The following is a 25,487-nucleotide window of genomic DNA, read 5'->3' as shown; positions in this document are numbered from 1 at the left end:
GTTACCGGTTAACAATGTGGTGGTAGAGTTCGATATAGGCGATGGCGCTGTTTTCCCAACTGAAGTCGTGCTGCATTGCAACGAGCATCATGCTGCGCCAGATCCGCGGTCGCGCAAACAAGGCGACGGCGCGTAACAGGGTTTGTTCCAGAGCCGCAGTGGCTGGCTCATCAAAACTGAAACCGTTAGCAATACCAGCTTTGCGGTTTTCATCGCTGGCGTCAACTACCGTATCGGCAAGGCCGCCGGTATTCCGCACTATCGGCAGCGTGCCATAGCGCAGACTGTACATCTGGTTCAGCCCGCAGGGCTCGAACCGCGACGGCATCAGAAACACATCAGCGCCCGCCTCGATTTGATGCGATAACGCTTCATCATAGCCAATGGTAATACCAACGCGGTCTGGGTAGCGGGCGCGCAATACGCGCAATGCCTGCTCCAGTTCCGCCTCACCACTGCCCAGGCACACTAGTTGCACATCATGGCCGACCTTCAGCACCCGCTCCATGGCTTCAACAGCCAGATCAATGCCTTTCTGAGATACCAGGCGGCTTATCAGGCCAATCAGCAGACTGTCTTTATTTTCCGGCAACAGAAAATGCTGCTGTAGCGCCGTTTTATTCAGCGCCTTATTGCGCACCGTTTTACTGCTGTATTTTTTGGTAATAAACGCATCCTGCTGCGGGTCCCAGATATGCGAATCAATGCCGTTGAGAATGCCGCTGAGCCTGCCCTGCTGCAGCCGGTAGGACAATAAGCCTTCCAGCCCGTAGCCAAATTCATGCGTACAGATTTCGCGGGCATAAGTCGGGCTGACTGTGGTGATCTGATCGGCAAAAATCAGCCCGCCTTTCATAAACGACATCATGCCGTAAAACTCCAGGCCTTCCATTTGCCACAGCGAATCCGGCAGATCCAGCGCCTGGAACACGTCTTCGCTAAACAAGCCCTGGTAAGCCAGGTTGTGAATGGTAAACACGGTTTGCGGACGCTGCTTGCGCGTTGCCAGTAACGCCGGTGCCAGGCCGGTCTGCCAGTCGTTACAGTGCAGAATATCCGGCTGCCAGTCGAGCCCGGCCTCGTTGAGCGCAATTTTCACTGCGGCGCGCGATAACAGCGCAAAGCGGGCGGCATTATCCGCCCAGTCCTGTCCTGTCGGATCGCTGTAAGGGCCCCCATCGCGGTCATAATGATGGGGTGAGTCCAGCAGCCACAGGACGACATCGCTGTCCGGCAACGTCGTCTGCAGAATATCGACCGCGGAATGATAGCCATCCAGCTTTATCGTGGCGACGGTTTCAAGTTGCTCCAGATGCTGCAAACTCTGGCGGTAAGCAGGCATGATAATGCGCACATCCTGGCCATGTTCGCGCAGTGCAATAGGCAGGCTGGCAGACACATCAGCCAGGCCGCCGGTCTTCATTAGCGGGTGCACTTCACTACTGGCAAAGAGAATTTTTCGCACGCGAATCTCCCAAAAATTGTACAATCCTGCAAATTATATACGGTCAAAGGCTGAGTCATAGCCTGCAACGGGAGAAATCATGCAACCTTGTACAATTGTTATTTTTGGCGCCACCGGCGACTTGTCAAAGAAAAAATTGCTGCCAGCTCTGTATCACCTCGATGCCGAGAAAAGACTCACCGACGATACCCGCATTATCTGCATGGGTCGTCGTGATTGTGAGCAGGATGACTGGAAACAGCAAGTCACCGAGTTTGTCACACCCAAAGCGCGTGGCGGCGTCGATAACGATTTACTGGCGAAGTTTCTGGATCGCGTTCACTACTTTAAATGCGATATCAATGATGCCTTCAGCTACCACGAGCTGAAAAAGCTGATCAGTGAAGAAAACGGCTTCCCGCAAAATATCGTTTTCTATCTCTCCATCAGCCCGGCCTTGTTTGGCACCGTTGGCGATCAACTGGCCGCCGTGGGCATGAACAAGGAAGATGACGGCTGGCGTCACTTGGTGGTGGAAAAACCCTTTGGTTTCGACCAGAAAAGTGCAGAAGCACTGGAAGGCGTACTGCGCAAAAACTTCACCGAAGAACAGACTTACCGTATCGATCACTACCTGGGTAAAGGCACGGTTCAGAATATTTTTGTCTTCCGTTTTGCCAACCTGCTGCTGGAGCCACTGTGGAACCGTAATTACATCGACCACGTGCAAATAACCCATGCCGAAGAACAGGGCGTCGGTGGCCGCGCCGGTTACTACAATGACTCCGGTGCTTTGCGTGACATGATTCAGAGTCACCTGTTGCAGGTCATGGCACTGGTCGCGATGGAGCCACCTGCCGATCTGGACGATGAATCACTGCGCGATGAGAAGGTGAAAGTGCTGAAAGCGATTCGCCCCATCACCGAAGATATCGTCGATGAGCATGCTTTCCGCGGCCAGTATTCAGCCGGTGAAGTGAACGGTAAACCGGAACCGGGTTACCTGGAAGACGAAGAAGTACCTAACGACAGCGTCACCGAAACCTATGCGGCGATGAAGATTTACATCGATAACTGGCGCTGGCGCGGTGTGCCGTTCTACCTGCGCACCGGTAAATGCATGCCGGAATCCAAGGCGATGATCGCGATTCGCTTCAAAAAGCCGCCTCAGGAACTGTTCAAAGACACGCATATTGGTGACAGTCACGCCAACTGGATTGTGATGGGTCTGCAACCGGATAACACCCTGCGCATTGAACTGCAGTCGAAACAACCCGGTCTTGAGCTCAAGAGCCACACTGTGGGCTTGGAAACGGTGGATAACGACGAAACCAAGCACCGTCTGGATGCCTATGAGGCGCTGATCCTGGATGCCATACAGGGCGACCGTTCGCTGTTCCTGCGCTCGGACGAAGTCAACCTGGCCTGGAAAGTGGTCGATCCCGTGCTCAACAAATGGGCCAAGGATAAAAGCTTTGTCCACACCTACCCGGCCGGCACCTGGGGGCCGGAAGAAGTCAGTCGCTTGCAGGATGACTCCTGCCACGCCTGGCGTAACAAAGCCTGATCGCAGTCAGGCCTGAATCAAAAAAGCCGGCCCTTTAGCCGGCTTTTTTTATGTGCGCTGATGCCGTCCTAATATCCATTTCTCCAATTCCACCAGCCACAAGATGAGTGACGCTGTCATCACGATCAATAACCAACTGAATCCGCTGATTGCGGCGCTGCCAAACAGAAACTGCATGACCGGAAAATAGGTAAAGCCTGACTGGAAGATCAACAAAACTATAACCGCCAGCAGCGCAATACGGTTGCCCAGTAAGCCCCGACTGTTGAGAACCGGCGCATTCAAAAAGCGGGTGTTGAACAGATAGAAAACCTCAAACATCACCAGCGTATTGACGGCCACGGTGCGACTGACCTCAAGACTGTGGCCTGCTTCGATATGCCACAAAAACAAACCGAAACTGCCCAGCATCATCACTACCGAGACAAAAGCAATCCGGCGAATCAGTTGCGCCGTCAATAGCGGCGTCTTCCTCTCTCGTGGACGCCGTGCCATCACCCCTGGCTCAACCGGTTCGAAAGCGAGCGCAAGCCCCAGCGTCACTGCAGTGATCATATTGATCCAGAGAATTTGCACCGGGGTAATGGGGAGCATCACACCCATCACAATGGCAGCAATGATGATCAGTGCTTCACCAGCACTGGTTGGCAAAATAAACAGGATAGCTTTGGTCAGATTATCGTAGACCGTCCTGCCCTCTTCCACCGCATCGACAATCGAGGCAAAGTTATCATCAGCGAGCACCATGTCGGCAGCATCGCGCGCCACCTCGGTGCCATTGATGCCCATGGCTGTACCGATATCAGCACGTTTCAGCGCCGGCGCATCGTTCACCCCATCACCGGTCATCGCCACGACTTCTTCATTCTGTTGCAGGGCTTTCACCAGTTTCAGCTTGTGTTCAGGGGTTGCCCGGGCAAACACGGATTTTTCATTCACGATCCGGCGCAAAGCACTCTCATCCAGTTGTTCGATCTCGCTGCCGCTGATCACCGCCGGGTTCATGCCCATCCTGCCAGCTATCGCTGCCGCGGTATCGCTGTGATCACCGGTGATCATCTTGATTTCGATACCGGCATCCTGACACAGGCGGATGGCTTGTATCGCATCCTCACGCGGCGGATCCATCATTGCCACCAGACCCAGCAAGGTCAGGCCATTCTCTACATCAGTAAAATTCAGCTCACTCTGGCTACCGTCAAAATCCAGTCTGGCGAGCGCCAGCACTCTCTGCCCCTGCGAAGCGAGTTGTTTGATACAACGCTGCCAGTGCTGTAAATCCAAAGCTTTGCCATCCTGCTGAAAATGACACTTTTCCAGCACTCGCTCCGGTGCGCCCTTGAGGTAACAGAAATGCCTTCCCTGATGGTCATGATGCAGTGTGGCCATAAACTGGTGTTCGGATTCAAACGGAATAACATCAATGCGCGGCAAAGCGGCTTTTTCAAATTCAATTTGCAGACCCGCCTTGGCAGCCAGACTCAGCAACGCGCCCTCTGTCGGATCGCCTTCACAAAGCCAGTGCCCGTCTTTGTTGAGCAAACGGGCATCGTTGCATAGCAAGCCAGCACGAATCAGATCCTGCAGCATGGGTGTCTGCTCGATACCAACCGGGCTCTCTCCCTGCATGATATCGCCATGCGGATCATAGCCGCTGCCGGTCACCCGTAATTCATGCTCATCGGCGCTCCACATTGCTGTGACAGTCATTTCGTTACGGGTCAGGGTGCCGGTTTTATCGGTACAGATGACCGTCACCGAGCCCAGTGTCTCGACAGCCGGCAAGTTGCGGATAATGGCTTTCCTGGCCGCCATCTTCTGCACACCGATTGCCAGTGTAATCGTCATAATGGCAGGCAATCCTTCAGGGATGGCTGCCACCGCTACACTGACTGCGGCGATAAACATACTGCTCAAGGTAAACTGATGCACGATGATGCCCACCAGCAGGGTTAGTATCGCGATCAACACGATCATGACACTGAGCTGGCGGCTGAATAAGGCTATCTGAGTCAGTAAGGGAGTGGCGATGGTCTGGACGTCAGACAACAGACTGCTGATTCTGCCTAACTCGGTATCAGTGCCGGTAGCCACGACCACGCCGCGGGCCTGACCGTATGTCACCAGCGTGCCTGAATAAAGCATACACTGGCGGTCTGCAAGCTCGGTCGCTTGCGCGACTGCCTCCGGCGTTTTAGCCACCGGCATCGATTCTCCGGTCAGCACTGCTTCCTGTAATTGCAGATTCTTCGCCCACAGCAGACGCACATCAGCCGGTACTTTGTCACCGGCCTGAAAAAACACCAAATCGCCGGACACCAGCTCGTCCGCAGACACAGTAATTTTGCTGTTGTTACGTTTGACCACGGCACTGGTGCTCAGCATTCTTCCCAGTGCAGCGATGGCATCCTCGGCTTTGCCCTCCTGCACCATGCCAATCAAGGCGTTGATCAGAATCACGGCGCTGATAACAAGGCCATCCACCCAGTGTCCCAACAGCAACACAATACCGGCGGCAACCGCCAGCACCAGGATCAGCACATTGTTGCACTGCGCCAGAAAGCGCTGCCAAAGCCCGCGTTTGACCGTATCGGGAAGCCGGTTCGGCCCATACTCAGCCAGCCTTACTCTGGCCTGTTCACTTGATAGTCCCTGTTCAGTCGTGTCCAGCTGCGCCAACACCTCAGCTTGCTCCACTGCATGCCAGGCGGGCTGTCTGGCGAGTTGTTCAGCGGATTGGGTTGGCGATGGCGAAAGCATATCAGTTCATCGCTTGGCCCAGCTGTATTTTGCCGCCGGGTTGCCAGTTATCACTGAAAGCCGGCATGCCGGGCGGCAGCAGCATGACCACGGTTGAGCCCATATTGAAGCGGCCCATTTCCTGGCCTTTATCCAGCCTGAGTCTCTCATCACCGACATAAGTCCATTCCTGCATAGACTTACCATAAGGTGGTGTAATCTGCCCGGCCCAGACGGTTTCCATGCTGCCCACAAATATCGCGCCAACCAGCACCTGCACCAGCGGGCCGAACTCGGTTTCAAACACCGTCACCACCCGTTCATTGCGGGCAAACAAAGCCGGTACTGCTCTGGCAGTGCGGGGATTGACTGAAAACAGTTTACCCGGCACATAGCGCATTGATTGAAGCTGGCCGCTAAGCGGCATATGAATGCGGTGATAATCTCTGGGTGAAAGGTAAATAGTGGCGAACTGCCCGGCTTCAAACTGCGCTGCCAATTTTTGGTCCCCGCCGAGCAGCTCGGTCACGGAATAATCTCGACCTTTGGCCTGAATAATCCGCCCATCGCTAATCAGGCCCAGTTGACTGACCGCACCGTCCACCGGCGACACGACCTTGTTACCCTCCGCCAGCGGGCGGATGCCATCACGCAGGCGGCGGGTAAAAAACGCATTAAAACTCGGGTAATCGGCCAGATCGGCAGAAGCCGCCTCGCTGATATCAACTTTAAACTTCCAGCAGATAAAGCGAATAAAGGCATTTTTAAACCAACGGACCTCACTGCGAGTGAGGCGGTGCATACAGACCGACAGCAGATGCTGTGGCAGCACATACTGCGGTAGCGTCAGCCATTTATCCATCATGCTGCATGGCCTGTTATTGTTGTTTTCTGAATTCACTGCTACCGGGGCTCCTCTTTAACCTGTCGTGCAAGCTTGTCATAATCAACACCATTGCCGACATCAACTGTAATAACAAGCGGGAGTATAGCAAGCTATGATTCGATCCCTCATCTCCATCCTACTGGCGCTGTGCATCATGCTATCCCTGCCATTGCAGGCGGCCGAGCCGACATCCGGTGCCGAAGGCCCTAAACCTTACTTCGAGATAGAAGAGCCGTTCACTATCAACTTTCTCAACCAAAGCCAGGAGAAAATGCGTTACCTGCAGATCAGTGTGGCGCTGAAATCGGATGATCCGGCCATCATCAATAATGCTGAAATGAACCTGCCGATGATTCAGGATGCCTTGCGGGTATTGTTTACCGATCAGGACTACCAGACAGTCAGCACCGTGACAGGCCGTGAACAACTTCAGCAGGCAGCGCTGGAGAAAATCAGCCAAATTCTGGAGCGGGAAACCGGTAGCGATGGCCTGGAAGCAGTCTACTTTACCCGCTTTATCCTGCAGTAACGGCACACTCCTTGCTAATAATCAATAAACCCGACGTGGATAGCTTTTATGGCAGAACAAAAAGACGATATTGACGTCGCCGAGCCGGCGAATAACAAAACCATCAAACTGTTGATAGGTCTTATCGCGGTGTTATTGCTGGCAGTAATCGGGCTGGGCGTATTCATGCTAATGGGAAATGGCGAGGCTGATCCGGCAACAGAGCAGAGCAGCGCAAAGCAGGCGCCGATTTATTACAGCATTGATGACCCGTTTATCGTGAACTTTTCCGAGCAGAGCGATGAGCAGGTACGTTATATGCAAGTCAAAATGAAAGTGATGGCGCGCAGCCAGGCTGTGATTGATAGCGTCAAGGTTCACCTGCCTGCCATCCAGCATGAATTGCTGATGTTGCTCTACAGTCAAAAATATGACGACTTGCAGACCAGCGAGGGTTCTCAGGTACTGCAACAGGCCTGCCTGGAAACCATAAACCGGATTTTGAAATCCGAGACTTCTTTGGAGGATGAGTTGGAAGCGGTGTACTTCACCAGCTTCATCATGCAATAACCATGGCTGTCCACGATATATTGTCACAAGACGAAGTCGATGCCTTGCTGAATGGCATGGGCGACGGCGAGCTGGAGACTAACGACCAGCCGGATGAAGATAGCGGTACCGCCCGCTCTTACGACTTCGGTAATGAGGAGCGCATTATCCGTGGTCGCATGCCGACCCTGGAAATGATCAATGAGCGCTTTGGCCGTTACCTGCGGATCAGCTTGTTCAACATGCTGCGTCGCTCAGCGGAGATATCGGTAGGCGGCGTACAGGTGATGAAGTTCTCCGAATATATGCACACGCTGTTTGTGCCCACCAGTCTCAACCTGATTCATCTCCACCCCCTGCGCGGTACCGGGCTGATTGTGCTGGAACCCAAGCTGGTATTTACCATTCTGGATAACTATTTTGGTGGCGAAGGCCGTTTCCAGGCCCGTATTGAAGGTCGTGAATTTACTGCCACTGAACTTCGCGTCATCAACATGGTGCTGACTTTGTGTTTCCGCGATCTGACTCAAGCCTGGTCGCCGGTGATGGAAGTCGATTTTGAGTTTGTAAACCACGAGGTCAACCCGCAGTTCGCCAATATCGTCAGCCCCAGTGAAGTGGTGGTGATTTCCACCTTTCATATCGAGCTCGACGGTGGCGGCGGCGATATTCATGTCACCTTCCCTTACTCCATGCTGGAACCTATCCGTGAACTGCTGGATACCGGTCTGCAGAGTGACCGCTCCATGGATGACGGCCGCTGGGGCAAAGCACTGCGTGAAGAAATCAAGATCGCCGAGGTTGAGCTATGGTCACATCTGGCCGAGGCCACCCTCAGCCTGGAACAGATCATCAAGCTCAAGGCCGGCGACATTATCCCCATCGACATGCCCAAGCAGGTGGTGACCATGGTGGAAGATGTACCGATGTTTCGTGCCAGCTATGGTGAACACAACGAAAAAGCAGCATTGAAAATACAGGAAGTCATCGAACATCCTATCGATTACACACCGACCTACCAACTCCGAAAAGGTAAGAAAAAATGAGTGACGACACCCAACAAAAAGATCAGGAACTGGCTGACGAATGGGCGGCGGCGCTGGAAGAACAGGCCGACGAACCGGAAAGCGACGATGCCAGTGACCCTTGGGCGGAAGCACTGGAGGAACAGGCAGAAGCCGAAGGTAAGCAACAGCAGGCCAATCCGGCACCGGTGGCGCAACTGGATGATGATGGCAAGCCGGGCAAAGATGTGGATCTGGATATGGTGATGGACATCCCGGTCACCATTTCCATGGAAATCGGCCGCACCAAAATCAGTATCCGCAATCTGTTGCAACTGAGTCAGGGCTCGGTGGTAGAACTGGATCGACTGGCCGGTGAACCAATGGACGTACTGGTCAATGACACCCTGATTGCCCACGGCGAAGTGGTGGTGGTCAATGACAAGTTCGGCATCCGCCTGACTGATGTTATCAGCGCTGCCGAGCGCATCAAAAAACTGCGCTGATAATGAAACAGATCCTGTCATTCTGCAGCCTGTGGCTGCTGGCCCTGCCCCTTTATGCCGCTGAACAGGCCAATACTGCTCGAACACTGGGCGAGTCGCCGGTATCAGCATCCAGCCTGTTGCAAACTTTACTGGGCTTGATCCTGGTACTGGTCTGCATTGCTTTGGTGGCCTGGCTGCTTAAGCGCAGCAATAGTTTTCACACTGCCGCTAGTGGCAAGATGAAAGTCATTGCCGGCCTGCCTCTCGGCACCCGCGAACGGGCAGTGCTGGTTCAGATCGGTGATGAACAGTTATTGCTGGGCGTCACGCCACAACAAATCAACTTGTTACACAAACTGGCTACACCGCTGGAAGTCGATAGCTCTAACAACGGCGACTTTGCCGGCAAACTACGCCAGATCATGCAGCAACGGGGTAAGCAATGATGCGTTGGTTGCTGATGTTGGCCCTGATGTTGTCGCCGCTGCTTGCTTTCGGTGCCGAACAGGGTATCCCGGCGATTACCATGACAGAGGACGAAGGTGGCCAGAGCTATAGCATCACCTTGCAGATCCTGGCACTGATGACGGTGCTAACCCTGTTGCCGGCAGGGCTGATGATGATGACCTCATTCACGCGTATCATCATCGTGCTGGCCATTCTGCGCCAGGCGATGGGCGTGCAGTCCACCCCATCCAACCAGATCCTGATTGGCCTGGCTTTGTTTCTAACCATTTTTCTTATGCACCCGGTGTTCGGCCAGGCATACGACGATGCGGTGGTGCCTTATATGGATGGTGAAATAGAATTTACTACAGCATTTGAACGGGGCGGGGCGCCATTCCGCGAGTTTATGCTGGCCCAGACCCGCGAGAGTGATATCGAACTGTTTGCATCCATCGGTGGTTACGAGGCCATGGAAACCCCGGATGATATTCCCTACAGCCTGCTGCTGCCTTCCTTTGTCACCAGCGAACTGAAAACGGCTTTTCAGATTGGCTTTCTAATCTTTATTCCGTTTCTGATCATCGATCTGGTGGTCGCCAGTGTATTAATGGCCATGGGTATGATGATGCTGTCACCGATGCTGATATCACTGCCGTTCAAACTCATGCTGTTCGTGTTGATAGATGGCTGGGCCCTGTTGATGGGCACTTTGGCCTCGAGTTTTTATATATAAGCCATGACGCCCGAAACCGTACTCACCGTGATGCAACAGACGCTGGAGATCATTACCCTCTTGATAGCGGCCATTTTGTTACCGGCACTGGGCATCGGCCTGTTAGTGAGCATGTTCCAGGCGGCAACGTCGATTAACGAACAGACACTGACCTTCATTCCCAAACTGTTCACCACCCTGCTGGTGTTGATGGTGGCGGGCCCGTGGATGCTGGGCATGCTAATCAATTTCGCCCGTCGCCTGTTTGAAGATATTCCGTTCCTGATTGGTTAAAGGCGATGGAATTCAGCATCGCTGAGATCACCGGCGCTCTGGGCAGTTATCTGTGGCCGTTTTTCCGTATTACCGCCATGATCATGGTCGCGCCGATTTTCAGCAGTAATTTTGTCAGTGCCCGAGCCCGGCTATTGATTGCGTTGGCAGCGAGCATGGTCATTATTCCCACCATCCCCAGCGAAATGCCGCAAGTCGCACCACTCAGTGCCAGCGGCCTGCTGATTATTGCCCATCAGATTCTGATTGGTGCCTGCATGGGCTTTATGCTGCAGCTGTTATTCAATGCGTTTATTGTGGCCGGTCAGATCGTTGCCATGCAGATGGGCCTGGGTTTTGCCTCCATGGTGGATCCACAGAATGGCGTGATGGTGCCGGTGATCAGTCAGCTTTACCTGATCATGGTGACCTTATTATTCGTCACGATTGACGGCCACCTGATCATGATTCAGGTCATCAATGAGAGTTTCACCACCATGCCGGTGGCGGCAAAAGGGCTAATCGCCAATGATTTTCGTGACGTGGTGGCCCAGGCAAGCTGGATGTATGCGGCTGGTGTCATTATTGCATTACCGGCGATAGGTTCCCTGATGATGGTCAATCTGTCGTTCGGTATTCTGTCGCGGGCAGCACCGCAAATCAGTCCGTTCACTATCGGCTTCCCAATGACCATCATTACCGGGTTTGTGATCATTATGGTAACGCTGCCGCTGGTTGGTGAGCACCTGGTGAATATGAGCGACCATATGCTGCAAATGGCACGCCTGCTGGTAACACGCGATGGCTGAAGAGAGCGGTCAGGAAAAAACAGAAGAACCCACGGCCAAGCGCCTGGAAGAGGCGCGGGAAAAAGGCCAGGTTCCGCGATCCCGTGAGCTGACCACGGTGCTGGTGATGATCCTCAGTGCGATCGCCCTGTTCTTTGTGGGCGAAAACATTATTGCCGACCTGGGTGAAGTCATGACCCTCTCATTCAGCCTCACCCGTAAGCAGCTGTTTGATACCGATGCCATGGTCAATACCTTTATCCAGGGCATTGAAATCATGGCTTTCGATCTGGGGATCTTCATGGCCGTAACCGTGGTAGCAGCACTGGCCGCTCCGGCCCTCATCGGCGGCTGGAATTTTTCCGGCCAGGCTATGGCCCCCAAAGGAGAGAGGCTGGACCCACTCAAAGGCCTGAAACGTATCTTCGGCCCGCAGGGATTGATAGAACTCGCGAAAGCTTTGGGTAAGTTTATTTTGGTCGGTGCTTTTGCCACCGCGATTTTGTGGGGAATCCGTGACCAATTATTGACACTCGGCCGACAGGAAGTCGAAGTCGCCATGGCTGATCTGGGTTATCTGACCTTGTGGGTATTTCTGGCGATCACCGCCAGCCTGATTCTGATTGCGTTGATCGATGTGCCGTTTCAGATCTGGAACCATGCCCGCCAGCTGCGCATGACCAAGCAGGAAGTCAAAGACGAGATGAAAGACACCGATGGTAATCCGGAGGTGAAAGGCCGCATCCGTCGCCTGCAGGTGCAGTTATCGCAGCAGCGGATGATGGAGGATATTCCGTCCGCAGATGTTGTTATCACTAACCCGACACATTATGCGGTTGCCATCAAATATGACCAGACCAGCGATGGGGCGCCGGTGGTGGTCGCCAAAGGCGCGGATCTGATTTCCCAGCAAATCCGTCTGGTCGCCGACAATAACGAAGTGCCGATTCTGGCTGCGCCGCCGTTGACCCGGGCAGTCTATTACTCAACCGAAATCGGCGATGAGATTCCATCTGGTCTGTATATTGCAGTAGCTCAGGTGCTGGCTTTTGTGTTCCAGTTGCGGCGTTACCACAAACAGGGTGGCAACAAACCGCGCTTGAACCCGGAAGACCTGCCGATACCTGATGAACTGAAGCGAGATTCGTAATAAAAGGCGCTGCGGCGCTTTAGCAACAACTTATTACGGTTAAGGATTGTAGATGGAAAATAACGTTTTGGCCGCCCGTTTCAAATCCGTGGTGAACGGCCACCTGGCCACCCCGATGTTACTGGTTGCCCTGCTGGCAATGGTAATCCTGCCGCTGCCAGCGTTTATGCTGGACATGCTGTTCAGCTTCAATATCGCCCTGTCGCTGGTGATTGTCCTCGCCAGTATCTACATGCTCAAGCCGCTGCATTTTGCTGCCTTTCCCAGCATTTTGCTGATTGCCACCCTGCTGCGGCTGGCGCTGAACGTCGCTTCTACCCGCATCATCTTGCTGGAAGGCCATACCGGCACCGCTGCCGCCGGTAATGTGATTGAAGCCTTTGGTGAATTCGTGATCGGTGGTAACTACGCGGTCGGTTTCGTAGTGTTTGCGATCCTGGTCATCATCAACTTTGTAGTGGTCACCAAAGGCGCGACTCGGATTGCCGAAGTCAGTGCCCGCTTTACCCTCGATTCCATGCCCGGTAAACAGATGGCGATCGATGCCGATCTCAATGCCGGCCTGATTGATCAGGACGAAGCCCGCCGCCGCCGTGAAGAGATCATGCAGGAATCCGACTTCTACGGCTCCATGGACGGTGCCAGTAAATTTGTACGCGGTGACGCCATCGCCGGTATTCTGATCCTGGTGATCAATATTCTGGGCGGCTTTATTATCGGCGTGGCCCAGCATGATTTGAGCTTTGCCCAAGCCGCACAGTATTACACCCTGCTCACCATCGGTGACGGCCTGGTGGCACAGATTCCTTCTTTGTTACTGGCCTCAGCCGCCGGCCTGCTGGTCACCCGCTCTACCAAAGAGCAGGATATGGGCGAACAGATCATCGGCCAGTTAATGAGCAACCACAAAACCTTGGCCATCACTTCCGCCATCCTCGGCGGACTGGGTCTGGTCCCGGGTATGCCCAATCTGCCCTTTCTGATTCTCGCTGCTATCGGCGGCACCGTGGCGTGGCTGTCATACCAACGTCAAAAAGCTGCCGCTGCAGCCGAAGTCGCCGCCCAGCAGCCACAGGCGGAGAACCGCCAGGAACAGCGTGAGCTGAGCTGGGATGATCTGAGCCCCGTCGATCCCATCGGCCTTGAAGTCGGCTACCGTCTGATTCCATTGGTGGATAAAAACCAGGGCGGTCAGTTAATGAATCGAATCAAAGGTATACGTAAAAAAATCTCGCAGGAAATGGGGTTTCTTATCCCGCCGGTACATATCCGCGACAATCTGGATCTGGCACCCACGGCCTATCAAATTACCCTGTTTGGCGTGACTTTCGGTGAGGCCGAGATCTATCCCGACCGCATGCTTGCGATCAATCCGGGTCAAGTTTTTGGCGACCTGGACGGGGTGAAAACCGAAGATCCGGCCTTCGGTCTTGATGCCGTCTGGATTGAAACCGGACAGCGTGAACATGCCCAGGCACAGGGCTATACCGTGGTTGATGTCGATACCGTGATTGCCACGCATCTGAGCAAAATCCTCAATAACCACGCCCAGGATCTGCTGGGCCGCGAGGAAGTCCAGCACCTGCTGGATAACCTGGCCAAAACGGCGCCCAAGCTGGTGGAAGGCCTGGTGCCCGACACCGTGCCACTGGGCACAGTGCAGAAAGTCCTGCAGAACCTGCTGGAAGAAAATATTCCGATCCGCGACATCCGCACCATTACCGAATCCATCTCTGAACAGGCGGCGCGTAATCCAGACCCGGAGGCCATTACCGCAGCTGTAAGGATGGCATTGAGTCACTCCATCATCCAGCACATCAATGGCACCAATCATGAACTGCCCATCATTACCCTCGATCCTGAACTGGAACAGATATTGCTGAAAACTCTGCAGGCATCCGGTGAAGGTGGCGCAAGTCTGGAACCCGGTCTGGCGGAGAACATGCATAAGAATCTGCAGGAAGTGACGCAAAGACAGGAAATGACAGGCGATGCCGCCATTCTGGTGGTACAGGCAGGGTTGCGCAGTTGGATTTCGCGCTTTATCCGCCACTCGATTCCGGGCCTGAACGTGTTGTCCTACAACGAGATACCGGACAACAAGCAAATCAGGATTGTGGCCAATGTCGGCCGCTGATGATTAGGCTTATGTGAGGAAGAGCTGAATTATGAAAATCAAACGATTCCAGGCTGCTGATGTTCGTCAGGCGATTCGTGAAGTCCGGGATGTGCTGGGCCCCGATGCCGTAATCCTGTCCAACACCCGGGTTGACGGCGGTATCGAAATTGTCGCCGCTACTGACTATGACGAAAGCCAGTTCCGCCGCCAGGCACAACCGACAGCGGCGGCACCGGAACAACCCCGGGTGGAAATCAATCCTTCAACATTGGAACGCGACGTGCCGGCTGCCGCCGCGCCACGTGAAAATATCTGGTCACAGGAACCTACCCTGGTTCAGATGCGCCGCGAAATCGCCAGCCTCCGCGATATGCTGCAGAACCAGCTTTCCGATCTGACCTGGAAAGATATGGAACGCCAGAGCCCCACCCAGATGCAGTTACTTAAACGCTTCCTGCACATGGGCGTGGATGTAGAGATTGCCAAAACCATCACTGCGCAGATGGCCGGTATCGATGATCTGGAAACTGCCTGGCGGCAGTCCATGGGCCGTCTTGCCGCCCAAATCCCGCTGGCAGAGCAAGACTTTCTGTCGCAGGGAGGCATCTACGCTCTGGTCGGCCCTACCGGTGTCGGCAAAACCACCACCATCGCCAAGCTCGCCGCCCGCTGCGCCTTGAAACACGGTGCCCGCCAAGTCGCGCTGGTTACCACCGACTGTTACCGCATCGGCGGTCAGGAACAGCTTCGCAGCTATGCCCGCATCCTGGGTGTACCGATCCGCGTCGCCAGAGATCACTCGGAACTGGCCGAAACTCTGGGCGATTTGCTTGATCGCCGTTTTATCCTGATAGATACTGCTGGAATGAATCAGCGTGATATGCAACTGAGTGAAAAATTTGCTCTGCTCAAACAGCAGTCACCCAGAGTCAGAACCTACCTGACCCTGTCAGCCAACACTCAGGCCAGCGCCATGGACGACACCATAAAAGCATTCTCGCACCTGGCTTTAAGCGGCTGTATATTAACCAAGACCGATGAGGCCAGTAGTCTGGGCGGCGCGATCTCCGCCATGATTCGCCACAACATGCCGCTGGCTTATCTGGCCAATGGCCAGCAGGTGCCGGAAGACCTGAGCCTGGCCCGTCCCAACAGCCTGGTTAACCAGGCCAGTGAATTAATGAACGAAGAACAACAACTGGACCCGCAAACCTTGTCCAGCTACGGAGGTTTTGCCGCCTATGGCTGAAAATTCTCAGGATCAGGCTGCCGGCCTGCGACGTCAGGTCAACCCGCCACGGCCGGTTAAGGTCATTGCCATTGCCAGTGGCAAGGGCGGCGTCGGCAAGACCAATGTCACCGTCAACCTCGGGGTGGCAATGGCGTCACAAGGCAAAGAGGTGGTGCTGCTGGATGCTGACCTGGGTCTTGCCAACATTGACGTGATGCTGGGTCTGCACCCGCAGTTCAACCTGTTGCACGTGCTGGACGGCAGCAAAACGCTCAGCGATATCATTGTTGAGGGTCCTGCCGGACTGAAAATCATCCCAGCCGCCTCGGGCGTACAGAAAATGGCCGAGCTGAGCACGGCTGAACATGCCGGCATGATCCAGGCATTCAGTGAAATGGATCAGCATATCGATGTCTTACTGATCGACAGTGCTGCCGGTATCGCCGACAGCGTGGTCAGTTTCAGCAAAGCGGCGCAGGAAGTCATCGTGGTGGTCTGCGATGAGCCGGCTTCCATTACCGATGCCTATGCCCTGATCAAACTGCTCAGCCGCGAACATGGCGTCGAACGCTTCCATATCATTGCCAATATGAGCCGCAATGTGCAGGAAGGTCGCGAGCTGTTTGATAAAATTTCATTGGTCTGCGACCGTTTTCTTGATGTCACGCTCGATTTTATGGGTATTGTCCCTTTTGATGACGATTTGCGCCGTGCGGTCAAAAAGCAGCGCAGTGTGGTCGATGCTTTCCCCCGCAGCAAGGCGGCCACCGCTTTTGCGCATCTGGCCAAAAAAATCGAATACTGGCCGGTGCAAAAACAACCGCGCGGCCATATGGAGTTTTTTGTTGAGCGACTGATTCAGGCAAGTATGGAAATGACATGAACAGCAGAGCTGCCATGTATTCATCAGGTCAATCCAAATCAGAACTGGTTGAACAGCATGCCGCACTGGTCAAACGTATCGCCTACCACTTAATTGCGCGCCTGCCACCTTCGGTAGAAGCGGAAGATCTGATTCAGGCCGGCATGATCGGGCTACTTGATGCTTCTCATCAGTTCAATGCGTCGCAGGGTGCCAGCTTCGAAACCTACGCCGGCATCCGCATCCGTGGTGCCATGCTGGATGAAATCCGCCGTAATGACTGGGCGCCACGTTCGGTGCACAAAAAAGCCCGCGATATCTCGGAAAAAATGCAGCAAATCGCCCAGCAGAAAGGTCGTGATGCCACCGACAGCGAAGTGGCCGCGGCACTGGGGCTGGACATAAACGACTATCATCAGCTCCTGCAGGACTCGACCGGTCACCAACTATTCAGTCTGGATGATTTCACTGACAATGATGAAACCCAGGCCAGTCCGCTATCGGCCAGACCCGCTTCCCCGGACGACGAAGTACAGGATGACAGTTTTCAGTCAGCGCTGGCGCAGGCTATAGAAACCCTGCCTGACCGCGAGCGGCTGCTGATGAGCCTGTACTATAATGATGAGCTGAATTTGAAGGAGATCGGAGAAGTGCTGGGCGTGAGTGAATCCCGTGTCAGCCAGATCCACAGCCAGACCGTGCTGCGGCTCCGTTCCAAACTTCGTGACTGGATAATGTAATGATTGGAGGTTGTTTTGGATAAGAATATGAAGATCCTGATTGTGGATGATTTCTCCACAATGCGACGGATTATCAAAAACCTGCTGCGCGATTTGGGCTTCAATAATACCCAGGAAGCCGACGATGGTACCACTGCGCTTCCTATTCTCCAGGCCGGGGGCATCGACTTTCTGATCACTGACTGGAACATGCCTGGAATGCAGGGTATTGACCTGCTGAAAGCAGTTCGTGCCGACGACAATCTGGCAACACTGCCGGTACTGATGGTCACCGCTGAAACTAAACGCGAGCAAATCATCGAAGCCGCTCAGGCCGGTGTCAACGGTTATATCGTCAAACCGTTCACTGCTGCTACCCTCAAGGACAAAATCGAAAAGATTTTTGAACGGATCAACGCACAATAAGGAGCGCTGACGCTCATGGCCCCGCTTAACAAAGAGATTCAGCTCGATGCTGCCCGCAGTCTGCTGACTGCGCTGGAAAACGATGATGACAACGCCATCAATAAACAGTTGGCTATTCTCACCCAGTCACACGAGAGTGAGCTTTTTCAGGAGGTGGGCAAGCTTACCCGTGAATTGCATGAAGCGCTGAGCAACTTCAACGTTGACTCGCGCCTGATTGACCTCACTGAAAACGATATCCCTAACACCCGCGACCGTCTGAACTACGTCATTACCACCACCGAAGACGCCGCCCACAAAACCCTGGGTCACATCGATCAAACAATGCCTCTGGCTCAAGAACTCCGTCAGACTGCCGAAAAGATAGATGAGAGCTGGCAACGTTTCCGAAAAAAGGAAATGACGGCTGAGGAATTTCGCCAACTGGTCAAGGAGATTGAGGCGTACCTGCCTGCCGTCAAAAGCCATGCCGATCAGGTGCATGCCAACCTGTCGGAAATGATGTTGGCACAAGGTTTTCAGGACTTGACCGGACAGGTAATTCGTCAGGTCATCAGCCTGGTGGAAGAAGTGGAAGACAGTCTGGTGCAACTGGTCAAAGTGGCCGGGAAACATCAGCAGGATAACAAAACCCAAAAACAGACTGACCCGATTAAAGCCGAAGGCCCGCAGATAAACGCCAAAAACAATCCTGACGTGATGAATGATCAGGACGATGTGGATGACTTGTTATCTAGCCTCGGCTTCTGAGGAAACAATGCATGACGCTGGATACCGATGATGAGATTTTGCAGGACTTTCTGGTTGAGGCCGAGGAGATCCTGGAAGGCCTGAACGAGCAGTTGGTCGAGCTGGAAAACAGCCCGCAGGACAGCGATCTGCTCAATGCCATTTTCCGGGGTTTTCACACCATCAAAGGGGGTGCCGGCTTCCTCAGTCTGGATGCCATGGTCAACCTTTGCCACAAAGGCGAGGATGTGTTCAACCTGCTACGCCAGGGCGAACGCTTTGTCGATGCCGATATGATGGATACCTTCCTCAAAGTGCTCGATACCCTCAACACCATGTTCGATGAAATCAAATCCGGCCAGCACCCTACTCCGGCTGACCCGGCGATCTTGGATCAACTGGCCGCCTATCTCAGTGGCGACAATGCACCCGTCGCCGCAACGCCCGAGCCTGAACCAGAGCCCGAACCAGCACCACAGCCGGAAGCCGATAATGATCATGTCGCTGATGACGAAATCACCGACGATGAATTTGAGGATCTGCTGGATCAACTACATGGCAATGCCGCACCAGGCAGCAGTAGCGGAGAGTCGCAGCCTGCCCAGCAAGCAGTATCTGAGTCAAAAGCAGGTGATGACGATATCACTGAAGAAGAATTTGAAGCGCTGCTGGACCAGCTTCAGGGCAAAAAACAGTCGGCTGGACAGGGCCAACAAACAAAGCAACAGGCACAAGCCCCTGCAGAGACTAAATCGCAGCCATCCGCAGAACCGACAGCTAAACAAGCTGCTGATTCGCCAACATCGCAATCAGCAGAAAGCAAAGCAGCACAGCCTGCCACACCGGAACCTGCCAAAGCTGAAGCAGCACCGCCCAAACCACCTGCCGCCAAACCGGCTGAAACCAGTGTCAGGGTCGATACCAGTCGCCTGGATGACATCATGAATATGGTGGGCGAACTGGTACTGGTGCGTAACCGAATCAGCACGCTGGAGGCTGCTTTCGAAAATGAAGAGATGGCCAAGGCCGTCAATAACCTGACCGTGGTCACCGGCGATTTACAGACTGCCGTGATGAAAACACGGATGCAGCCCATCAAGAAAGTCTTCGGCCGATTCCCTCGGGTGGTACGGGATCTGGCGCGCAGCCTGAAAAAAGATATTAACCTGGAACTGCACGGTGAAGAGACCGATCTGGACAAGAACCTGGTGGAAGCGTTGGCCGATCCGCTAGTGCATCTGGTGCGTAACGCTGTTGATCATGGCGTTGAAATGCCGGAAACCCGTGAAGCCAATGGCAAACCGCGCCAGGGCAATATCGTGCTCTCCGCCGCCCAGGAGGGTGACCATATCCTGCTGACCATTGCCGATGACGGTGCAGGTATGAACCCCGAAGTGCTGCGCCGCAAAGCGGTGGAAAAAGGCATGATGGATGAAGACACCGCCGCCCGGCTGACCGAATCAGAATGTTTTTCGTTGATCTTCTCCCCCGGCTTTTCAATGAAACAGGAAATCACCGATATTTCCGGTCGCGGCGTCGGCATGGATGTGGTCAAAAACAGCATATCCAAGCTTAACGGCGTGATCGATATCAAGTCGGAAATGGGCGTGGGCACGACCCTGTCAATTAAAGTCCCGCTGACGCTGGCTATCATGCCGACTTTGATGATCATGCTCGGCGACCAGATTTTTGCCCTGCCGCTGGTCAGTGTGAATGAAATCTTTCATCTTGATCTGGACAAAACCAATGTGGTCGATGGGCAGCAAACCATTATGGTTCGCAATAAAGCTTTGCCTCTGTTCTACCTGCGCAAATGGCTGGTGAAACATTACAACCCGTCTGAGGAAGCTGAAATCGAACATGTGGTGGTGGTTAATGTCGGCACCCAGCGTGTCGGCTTCGTGGTCGACCAGCTACTGGGACAGGAAGAAGTCGTAATCAAACCTCTGGGCGCGCTGCTGCAAGGCACCAAGGGACTGGCCGGAGCCACCATTACTGGTGATGGTCGTATTGCCCTGATTCTGGACTTCCCCGAATTGATGAACGCCTACGCCAATCGCGGTTACTAGGAGGCGATGGTGAGCGTAAAAGTCCTGATAGTGGATGATTCGAGTTTCTTCCGTAAGCGACTGACTGAAATCATCAACGCAGATCCGCGGCTACAGGTAGTGGCCACGGCCAGCAATGGTCAGGAAGCCGTTGAACAAGTACAGACCTTAAAGCCCGATGTGGTCACCATGGATCTGGAAATGCCGGTGATGGATGGCATCACCGCCGTGCGCAAAATCAAGGCTTTACGCCAGACGCCGGTACTAATGCTCTCCACCTGGACCACTGAGGGTGCCAAATCAACACTGGATGCACTGGAGGCCGGTGCCACTGACTTCCTGCCCAAACGCTTCGAGGACCTGTCCTCTGACCGCAGTGAAGCGCAGAAAACCCTGTGCCAGCGGATCTATCAACTGGCCAGTGGCTTCCATGCCAGCCTGGAAAAACCACTGCAGCAACAGGCTACCCTGGCGGCTCCGGCCGGGCGTCAAGTCCAGCAGCTTAAGGCACCGGAGCTGGTCGCAATCGGTACCTCCACCGGCGGGCCAATTGCCCTGCAGAAGGTTTTAACCCAGCTACCTGCCAACTTTCCCTGCCCGATTCTGATGGTGCAGCATATGCCCGCCACTTTCACCCCGTCCTTTGCCGAGCGGCTCGATGCCCAATGCCGGATCCGGGTCAAGCAGGGCGAGAATGGGGAATCCCTGCAAGCCGGTACCGCTTACCTGGCTCCGGGCGGTCAGCAAATGTTACTGAAAGGCCGTCCCGGCCGTTTTTATCTGCATATTGAGGACGGAGAAGCCGATCAGACTTACAAACCCTGTGTCGATCTGACATTCAATTCCATCGCCCGCCTCTGCGGTCAGCAGACCCTGGGCATCATTCTGACCGGCATGGGCAGTGATGGCCGTGAAGGCTGCCAGGCAATTAAAAAAATCGGCGGCAGTATCTGGGCCCAGGATCAGCAAAGCAGCACCATTTACGGTATGCCGATGGCGGTTGCCAAAGCGGGACTCACCGATAAAATTCTCGATGTTAGCGAAATCGGCCGGCAACTGGCGGAGATGCATTAATGGACATACTCAGCATTCTGGGCCTGATTGTCGGTTTCGGTGCCATCCTGGTGGGCCAGTACCTGGAAGGCGGCCATATCGACACCATCCTCAACGCCGTCGCCCTGCTGATTGTGCTGGGCGGTACGCTTGGCGCGGTGATGCTGCAAACGCCAATGAACACCTTCCTGCGCGCCATGCGTCGATCTTCCTGGGTTTTTGTGCCACCTAAAATGGAAGCGGACGTCCTGCTGGAAAAAATCCTCGAATGGAACCAGGTAGCCCGTCGTGAGGGGCTGGTCAGACTGGAATCCATGGCAATGGATGAGACCGATCTGTTTGTGCAGAAAGGCCTGCAACTGATCGCTGACGGTGCCGAGCCGGAGCTGATCCGCGAAGTGCTGGAAAATGACCTGGATCTGGAAGAAGAAGATGACACCCAGGCGGCCAAGGTTTATGAAGCCATGGGCGGCTATTCCCCCACAATCGGTATTATCGGCGCGGTGATGGGCCTGATCCACGTGATGGGCAACCTCGCTGACCCGTCCTCTTTGGGTTCCGGTATTGCGGTGGCCTTTGTTGCCACCATTTACGGTGTGGGCCTCGCCAATCTGCTGTTTTTACCTATCGGTAACAAGATGAAGGCGGTGGTGGCGCAGAGAACCCGGATACGAATGATGCTGATCGAGGGGCTGATCGGTGTCGCTGACGGCGACAACCCGCGTAATATCGAAAGTCGACTGCAAGCTTACCTGAACTGAGGTCGCTATGGCACGCCGCAAAAAACACGAAGAACCCGAAAACCATGAGCGCTGGCTGGTCTCCTACGCGGACTTTATTACCCTGTTGTTTGCGTTCTTTGTGGTGATGTACTCGATTTCTTCAGTCAATGAAGGCAAGTATCGGGTATTGTCGGAAACACTGGAAGCCGTGTTCTCACAGCCGGTACGCAGTGCCAATCCGATCCAATTGGGTGAAATCAGCCGTGGAGAAGGCCAGGAGACCTCGACACCGAGCGACCCACTTAAACCGACTTTCCAGATTGAACTGCCGGAAGTCCCGCAAAGGCCACCTGCCGCTTCAGCCGAAGATGTGAAAACCATTGATAACTTATCGCAGCAACTGAGCTCCGCTTTATCAGAGATGATCGATTCAGAGGATGTCATCATTAAACAGGGTGAAGACTGGCTGGAGCTGGAAATCAAGTCGCGGGTGCTGTTCCAAAGTGGTGATGCCCGCCTTGCCCGGGCTGCAGTCCCGGTCATCGGTGAAATTGCCGATATTCTGCAAACCTCGGCCAACCCGATCCAGGTGGAAGGCTTTACCGATAATCAGCCGATTAACACCCCGCGCTTTCCGTCCAACTGGGAACTCTCTGCGGCCCGCGCCGCCAGTGTCGTGCATCTGCTGGATCGCTATGGCATCCAACCCGACCGGATGTCAGCGACCGGCTACGGCGAATACAAAGCGATCGCTGACAACAGCACCGAAGCCGGACGCCAGAAAAACCGCCGGGTGGTACTGGTGATTCTCGGTCGGGACAGCAGTCGCCGCAGCCTCGAGGTATTTAACGCCAATACTGGCGAACGACCACAGCCTGCTGTCAGCAGCGAAGACATCAGCACGGACAGTGAGGCCACACCATGAGTGTCTGGGCAGTCTGTAACCAGAAAGGCGGTGTGGCCAAGACCACGACGGTGATATCCCTTGCCAGCCTGCTGGCCCAGCGCGGCGAATCGACTTTAATTCTGGATCTGGATCCGCATGGCTCTCTGACCACCTATCTGGGTTACGATCCTGATGCCATTGAAACCAGCATTTACACCTTGTTTCAAAAGCTCGATGAGACGCCTAAAGGGGCGATTTTCCAGAGCCTGAAAAAAACTCAGCACGACAATATTTTCCTGTTACCGGCCTCGACTGCGATGGCGACGCTGGATCGGCAACTGGGCGCCCAGCAGGGAAAAGGCCTGGTGATCCGTAAGACACTGAGCTTTTTCAAAGACCGCTTCCAGCACGTGTTTATTGACTGCCCGCCAATGCTGGGCGTTTTGATGATCAATGCGCTGGCAGCCTGTGACCGGCTGCTGATTCCGGTACAAACCGAGTTTCTGTCTATGAAGGGGCTGGAGCATATGCTGCATACCGTGGCGATGATTAATCACTCACGACACAGCTCATTGCCTTATTTTATCGTGCCCACCATGCATGATCCGAATTCACAAGCTGCCCATGACATCCTGCAACAATTACGGGAAAAATACGGCCAGCAGGTCTGGAACGATATGATTCCGGTCGATAATGCCTTCCGTGAAGCCAGCAAGCTGGGTCAGCCTTTACCGGCAATGAACCCGCAGGCCGCTGGCAGTCTGGCCTATGAACGGCTTCTGGAGGTATTAACGCATACCGAGGCGCAGCGCTCGCATGGCTAAGACGCAGATTTATCAGCAAAAAGACGCCTTATCGGTGTATTTCCACGATATGCTCGCTGAACCGCGAAAAAGCCCCCGAAATATTGCTGCTAAAAGCCCAGCACCACCCGAAATCACACCAGAGTCAACTAATAAGCCGTCACTGCAGGCTGAGTCCACAGCGGAAAAAAGACAGACAGAACCCAAGGCATCGGAGAGCCCGCTGCGTTTATTTTTGTGCCAGATAGCCGGCATCAAAGTGGCGTTACCGGTGTCTGAGCTCAACAATATCGTGCACTGGCCGCAGCAGGGCCTGACTCAGTTTCCGGATCAGGCAGATTGGCAACTGGGCCTGCTGTCCGATCGTGGCCAGCAAATTGAAGTGATCGATATCGGCGCGGCGCTACAAGCTACGGCCGGTGAGCAACAAGTCCGGCCACGCTATATCCTGCTGGTCGATGGCCGTCGCCTCGGGATCGCTTGTGAGGCCATTGAAGAAATAGCCAGCCTTGAAACTGACGCTGTCCACTGGCGCGAGGACAATGATCCGCGCAGCTGGTTTAAGGGGCTACTTTCTGAATCCATGCATACATTGATTGATTTGCCGGCATTGCTGACATCCCTTGATGCCAGGGACATGGCATGAAGTCTGCTTAATATTCAACAACCTTAGCGCATTGCGCAGGCTGTCAGAAAACTGACAGCTCAACCAGAAAGGTACGGTTAATGAGCGAAAAAGAAAACCTGGCGGAAGATCCGGTACTGCAATGGGTCACCTTCCAGCTTGAAGATGAAGTTTACGGCATCAATGTGATGCAGGTGCAGGAAGTGCTGCGGCTGACAGAAATCGCCCCGGTGCCGGGCGCGCCATCCTATGTGCTGGGGATTATCAATCTTCGCGGGAATGTGGTTACCGTCATTGATGGTCGTTCACGTTTCGGCCTGCCGCTCAGAGATGCCAGCGAAGAGTCGCGAATTATTGTGGCGGAAGTCGCCGGTCACGTTATCGGTATGCTGGTCGACAGTGTGACCGAGGTGGTCTATCTGCATCAGTCCGATATTGATACCGCGCCCAACATCAGCGATGACAGTTCCCGCTTTATTCAGGGTGTCAGCAAACGCGAGCGCTATCTGCTGATTCTGGTTGATGTGAACAAGCTGCTGAGCGAAGAGGAGATCTCTGATATTTCTGGACACTGACTTCCCCCTGCTGCTGATGCTATCTGCAGCGGCTTGCCATCGCCCTTGTCAGCCGGCCTCCCCCGCCGGCTGACAAGGGTGAGCGACAGGCCCGGGCCTTGTTAAGTTGGAATCCTGATTTTGTTTAATTGCGC

At 54.3% G+C, this 25,487-nt stretch carries 26 protein-coding genes; 23 read left to right on the top strand and 3 right to left on the bottom strand.

Going from position 1 to position 25,487, the window contains the following annotated elements; genetic code table 11:
- Position 1 precedes the first annotated feature (1 nt).
- Complete coding sequence (gene glgA / locus Q0X64_RS01925; protein ID WP_297808308.1) at positions 2-1,465, bottom strand: glycogen synthase GlgA; 1,464 nt, start codon at positions 1,463-1,465, stop codon at positions 2-4.
- A 79-nt stretch (positions 1,466-1,544) separates the two neighbouring features.
- On the opposite strand from glgA, the gene zwf reads away from it, so the two are divergent.
- Positions 1,545-3,011, top strand: a complete 1,467-nt coding sequence (zwf, locus tag Q0X64_RS01920; protein WP_297808305.1) for a glucose-6-phosphate dehydrogenase — start codon at positions 1,545-1,547, stop codon at positions 3,009-3,011.
- 48 nt (positions 3,012-3,059) lie between these two features.
- Here the strand turns inward: zwf and Q0X64_RS01915 are convergent, their stop codons facing one another.
- Positions 3,060-5,771 (bottom strand): cation-transporting P-type ATPase, encoded by a 2,712-nt coding sequence (locus Q0X64_RS01915; RefSeq protein ID WP_297808302.1) that lies wholly within the window; start codon positions 5,769-5,771, stop codon positions 3,060-3,062.
- A gap of 1 nt (position 5,772) precedes the next feature.
- On the bottom strand, positions 5,773-6,615 hold the full coding sequence (asd, locus tag Q0X64_RS01910; protein ID WP_297808299.1) for an archaetidylserine decarboxylase: 843 nt from the start codon (positions 6,613-6,615) through the stop codon (positions 5,773-5,775).
- Between the two features lie 133 nt (positions 6,616-6,748).
- Between asd and Q0X64_RS01905 the strand changes: the two genes are divergently transcribed.
- The 22 genes from Q0X64_RS01905 to Q0X64_RS01800 all read left to right on the top strand — a co-directional run bounded on the left by Q0X64_RS01905 (position 6,749) and on the right by Q0X64_RS01800 (position 25,353).
- Positions 6,749-7,165 (top strand): flagellar basal body-associated FliL family protein, encoded by a 417-nt coding sequence (locus Q0X64_RS01905; RefSeq protein WP_297808296.1) that lies wholly within the window; start codon positions 6,749-6,751, stop codon positions 7,163-7,165.
- 48 nt (positions 7,166-7,213) lie between these two features.
- Positions 7,214-7,714 carry a flagellar basal body-associated FliL family protein gene (locus tag Q0X64_RS01900; protein WP_297808293.1) on the top strand — a complete coding sequence of 167 codons (501 nt, stop codon included), beginning with the start codon at positions 7,214-7,216 and terminating at the stop codon, positions 7,712-7,714.
- A gap of 2 nt (positions 7,715-7,716) precedes the next feature.
- On the top strand, positions 7,717-8,739 hold the full coding sequence (gene fliM, locus Q0X64_RS01895; protein ID WP_297808290.1) for a flagellar motor switch protein FliM: 1,023 nt from the start codon (positions 7,717-7,719) through the stop codon (positions 8,737-8,739).
- The gene (gene fliN / locus Q0X64_RS01890) at positions 8,736-9,203 is read left to right on the top strand and encodes a flagellar motor switch protein FliN (RefSeq protein ID WP_297808287.1); all 468 of its coding nucleotides are present in this window, start codon (positions 8,736-8,738) and stop codon (positions 9,201-9,203) included. Before fliM ends, fliN begins: the two co-directional genes overlap by 4 nt.
- A gap of 2 nt (positions 9,204-9,205) precedes the next feature.
- On the top strand, positions 9,206-9,631 hold the full coding sequence (gene fliO, locus Q0X64_RS01885) for a flagellar biosynthetic protein FliO (RefSeq protein WP_297808284.1): 426 nt from the start codon (positions 9,206-9,208) through the stop codon (positions 9,629-9,631).
- Positions 9,628-10,365: a flagellar type III secretion system pore protein FliP gene (fliP, locus tag Q0X64_RS01880; protein WP_297808282.1), complete on the top strand. Its 738-nt coding sequence runs from the start codon at positions 9,628-9,630 to the stop codon at positions 10,363-10,365. The genes fliO and fliP overlap by 4 nt, the downstream gene beginning before the upstream one ends.
- A gap of 3 nt (positions 10,366-10,368) precedes the next feature.
- Positions 10,369-10,638 carry a flagellar biosynthesis protein FliQ gene (gene fliQ / locus Q0X64_RS01875; RefSeq protein ID WP_297808279.1) on the top strand — a complete coding sequence of 90 codons (270 nt, stop codon included), beginning with the start codon at positions 10,369-10,371 and terminating at the stop codon, positions 10,636-10,638.
- Between the two features lie 5 nt (positions 10,639-10,643).
- Positions 10,644-11,426, top strand: coding sequence for a flagellar biosynthetic protein FliR (gene fliR / locus Q0X64_RS01870; protein ID WP_297808276.1), 783 nt, complete (start codon positions 10,644-10,646; stop codon positions 11,424-11,426).
- Positions 11,419-12,555 carry a flagellar biosynthesis protein FlhB gene (flhB, locus tag Q0X64_RS01865; protein ID WP_297808274.1) on the top strand — a complete coding sequence of 379 codons (1,137 nt, stop codon included), beginning with the start codon at positions 11,419-11,421 and terminating at the stop codon, positions 12,553-12,555. The genes fliR and flhB overlap by 8 nt, the downstream gene beginning before the upstream one ends.
- A gap of 52 nt (positions 12,556-12,607) precedes the next feature.
- Positions 12,608-14,692 (top strand): flagellar biosynthesis protein FlhA, encoded by a 2,085-nt coding sequence (flhA, locus tag Q0X64_RS01860; RefSeq protein ID WP_297808271.1) that lies wholly within the window; start codon positions 12,608-12,610, stop codon positions 14,690-14,692.
- Between the two features lie 31 nt (positions 14,693-14,723).
- Complete coding sequence (flhF, locus tag Q0X64_RS01855) at positions 14,724-15,923, top strand: flagellar biosynthesis protein FlhF (protein ID WP_297808269.1); 1,200 nt, start codon at positions 14,724-14,726, stop codon at positions 15,921-15,923.
- Positions 15,916-16,788 carry a MinD/ParA family protein gene (locus Q0X64_RS01850; protein ID WP_297808266.1) on the top strand — a complete coding sequence of 291 codons (873 nt, stop codon included), beginning with the start codon at positions 15,916-15,918 and terminating at the stop codon, positions 16,786-16,788. The genes flhF and Q0X64_RS01850 overlap by 8 nt, the downstream gene beginning before the upstream one ends.
- On the top strand, positions 16,785-17,507 hold the full coding sequence (locus Q0X64_RS01845) for an RNA polymerase sigma factor FliA (RefSeq protein WP_297808263.1): 723 nt from the start codon (positions 16,785-16,787) through the stop codon (positions 17,505-17,507). Before Q0X64_RS01850 ends, Q0X64_RS01845 begins: the two co-directional genes overlap by 4 nt.
- A 15-nt stretch (positions 17,508-17,522) precedes the next feature.
- The gene (cheY, locus tag Q0X64_RS01840; protein ID WP_297808260.1) at positions 17,523-17,912 is read left to right on the top strand and encodes a chemotaxis response regulator CheY; all 390 of its coding nucleotides are present in this window, start codon (positions 17,523-17,525) and stop codon (positions 17,910-17,912) included.
- A gap of 15 nt (positions 17,913-17,927) precedes the next feature.
- A complete protein-coding gene (locus Q0X64_RS01835; RefSeq protein WP_297808257.1) occupies positions 17,928-18,662 on the top strand; it encodes a protein phosphatase CheZ in 735 nt (244 codons plus the stop codon).
- An 11-nt stretch (positions 18,663-18,673) separates the two neighbouring features.
- On the top strand, positions 18,674-20,710 hold the full coding sequence (locus Q0X64_RS01830) for a chemotaxis protein CheA (protein WP_297808254.1): 2,037 nt from the start codon (positions 18,674-18,676) through the stop codon (positions 20,708-20,710).
- Positions 20,711-20,719: 9 nt separating this feature from the next.
- Positions 20,720-21,763, top strand: a complete 1,044-nt coding sequence (locus tag Q0X64_RS01825) for a chemotaxis response regulator protein-glutamate methylesterase (protein WP_297808252.1) — start codon at positions 20,720-20,722, stop codon at positions 21,761-21,763.
- A complete protein-coding gene (locus tag Q0X64_RS01820; RefSeq protein ID WP_297808249.1) occupies positions 21,763-22,503 on the top strand; it encodes a flagellar motor protein in 741 nt (246 codons plus the stop codon). Before Q0X64_RS01825 ends, Q0X64_RS01820 begins: the two co-directional genes overlap by 1 nt.
- Positions 22,504-22,510: 7 nt before the next feature.
- Entirely contained in the window at positions 22,511-23,389 is an 879-nt protein-coding gene (gene motD / locus Q0X64_RS01815) for a flagellar motor protein MotD (RefSeq protein ID WP_297808246.1), read from the top strand.
- On the top strand, positions 23,386-24,174 hold the full coding sequence (locus tag Q0X64_RS01810) for a ParA family protein (protein WP_297808243.1): 789 nt from the start codon (positions 23,386-23,388) through the stop codon (positions 24,172-24,174). Before motD ends, Q0X64_RS01810 begins: the two co-directional genes overlap by 4 nt.
- A complete protein-coding gene (locus tag Q0X64_RS01805) occupies positions 24,167-24,799 on the top strand; it encodes a chemotaxis protein CheW (RefSeq protein WP_297808241.1) in 633 nt (210 codons plus the stop codon). The genes Q0X64_RS01810 and Q0X64_RS01805 overlap by 8 nt, the downstream gene beginning before the upstream one ends.
- Before the next feature lie 80 nt (positions 24,800-24,879).
- Positions 24,880-25,353 (top strand): chemotaxis protein CheW, encoded by a 474-nt coding sequence (locus Q0X64_RS01800; RefSeq protein ID WP_297808238.1) that lies wholly within the window; start codon positions 24,880-24,882, stop codon positions 25,351-25,353.
- The last annotated feature ends 134 nt before the right edge of the window (positions 25,354-25,487 follow it).

It is taken from the genome of uncultured Methylophaga sp., from assembly GCF_947259025.1.
Classification (GTDB): Bacteria; Pseudomonadota; Gammaproteobacteria; order Nitrosococcales; family Methylophagaceae; genus Methylophaga.
The sequence above is the reverse complement of the archived record's forward strand: the minus strand, read 5'-3'. Positions and strand labels throughout refer to the sequence as shown.